The 2,264-nt window shown below is 69.0% G+C and carries 1 protein-coding gene; it reads right to left on the reverse strand.

All coding sequences use genetic code 11. The features are described 5' to 3' along the window. A partial coding sequence (locus AD428_RS24035; RefSeq protein ID WP_053246826.1) for an FUSC family protein occupies positions 1-2,133 on the reverse strand: 2,133 nt, incomplete at its 3' end. Positions 2,134-2,264: the final 131 nt, after the last annotated feature.

Below are 2,264 nucleotides of genomic sequence, written 5' to 3' on the forward strand. Positions count from 1 at the left end.
CTGCTTGAGCGGATAGGCCAGCGCCGCCAGCTCGCCCGAGGTGTCGAGGGCGGGCTGCTGGGGGCGGGGGTCGGGCTGGTTCTCGTCCAGTTGCTCGGCCATGCCGGCCAGCGCCCGGGCCACGGGCTCCGGCGTGGCGGGCAGGGCGGCCAGGATCGGGATCGCCGCCGTGATCTGCGAGGCGAGCACGTGGTTCTGGATCAGCAGGTTATTCAGTTCCGGCACGTTGACCTGGTGCGACTTGGGCTCGCTCATCATGCGGTAGAACGCCTCGGCGAAGTTGCTGAAGGCGATGTGCACGTTCTTGCGCGCCAGGCGCCAGGCGATGTCGGCTTCGCTGACGGCGGGCGTGTCGGCAGCGGAACGCCCCACCGGCGCGCCATGCGCCTGCATGGCCTCCACGTAGCGCAGGCCGGCCAGCAGGTACTCGCGATTGGCGCGCGTGGCCGCCGCGGCCAGCGGCTTGAGATAGCGCGCTTCCCACCACGGCAGGATGTAGCTGCACACCAGGGCCAGCGCGCAGCCCAGCAGGGTGTCCAGCGCGCGCTCGCCGATCACGTCGAGCGAGACGGTTCCCGGCGACACGAAGTGGAACACCAGCACCACGAACAGGGTGTTGAAGATGGCGCTGGCCATGTAATTGAGCTGGACCAGGCTGTTGCCCATGATGCACGCGCCCAGCAGCGCGGCGAACAGGACGGCGGGGCGGGCGGTGAAGTTGAACAGCAGCAGTGCGCACAGGCAGCCGATGAGGGTGCCCATCAGGCGCCAGCCGTTGCGCTGGCGGGTCAGCGCGAACCCCGGCTTCATGATGATGATGATGGTCAGCATGATCCAGTAGTTGTGCGCCGAGAAGGCGGGCGACAGCCAGCGGCTGGCCAGCGTCATGGCGATGGCCGCCGCCGCCGTCACGCGCAGCGCGTAGCGGAAGTGCGGCGAGTCCAGGCGCAGGTTGCTGGTGATGAGGCCGAAGCGGAACTCCTGCCGCGAAATGAACCGCGTGAGCGACTTGTTGATGCGCAGGGTGTCGGTGGGCTTGGCGTCGGGCGAGGCCGCCGTGTGGTCGGCCAGCCGGTCGACGATGCGCGCCGAATTGCGCAGCCGGCGCAGCACCTGGATGATGAGCGCGAGCATTTCCGGCTCGCGCTCGCCCAGCCCCTGCTGTCTCAGCTGCTCGATTTCGTATTCGATGGCGCGCAGTTCCGCCTTGGCGCTGCTGCGGTACTGCACCTGCCTGCCGCGCGAAACGTCCAGCGCGATGCGGTTGAGCTCCAGCGACATCTTCACCAGGGCGTCGCGCATGAAGATCAGGCAGTCGTTGCCCGCCAGGGTGCGGCGCAGGGCCGCGTAGTCGGTATGCGTGGCCACCAGGGTGTCCAGCAGCTGGAGCATGTCCACGAACATGTTCCACAGCATGACGCGGCGCCGGTCGCCCACGCCCTTGCCGCGCGGCAGCGCGCGCAGCACCATGTCGCGCGCGGCCTGGTGCTTTTCCGTCATGACGGACTGGCGCTGGATCACGTCGCGGTAGCACTCGTCCAGATCGGTGGTTTCGTCGTAGAAGGCGGCGCGCGCGGCCACGTAGTCGGCGGTGGCGAAGAGCGCCACCGACATGGCCTGCTGCTCTTCGCGCAGCCACAGCAGGCGGCTGAAGCCCAGGCTGAACGCCACGTAGAACAGCGCGCCGCCCAGCGTGGCGGCCGCGTGGGCCAGCACCTCGTCGGGTTCGAGCGGCGAGTGCATGGTGAGCGTCATGAGGAGCAGGCCGGCGAAGCCGATCAGCCCGCCGCGCTTGCCGAACACCGTGAACATGGAATAGGCGAAGCACTGCGCGATGACCACCAGCCACAGCATCAGCGGGTAGGTGGAGGCCAGCCCGGTGACGATGACGGTGAAGGTGCCCAGCAGGGCGCCGCCCAGCATTTCGTTGATGCGGTGCCGGTGCGGCCCGCCGGGCTGGTCGATGATGGCCAGGCACTGGGCGCCGAAGGTGGCGACCAGCCCCGTGGTGTAGTGGCCGAGCAGGCCCCCCACGACCAGCACGGGCAGCAGCATGCCGACGCCCTGGCGCACTCCTCCGAAGAAATAGTGGCTGTAGAGGAAGCGGCGAATGCTGGCAATGCGCAAATCCATAAGCGGCGGCTCGCGTCGACGGGACGGCACAAGTATATAGACCGGCCGCCGGCTTGCGGCCGGCGCGGCAGCGGTTTTCGCGCGGGCGGCCCGGACGGGGCCGGGCGGCAGCCCGCGTCCGGCGACGGCAT

Source organism: Achromobacter sp. DMS1, assembly GCF_001270295.1.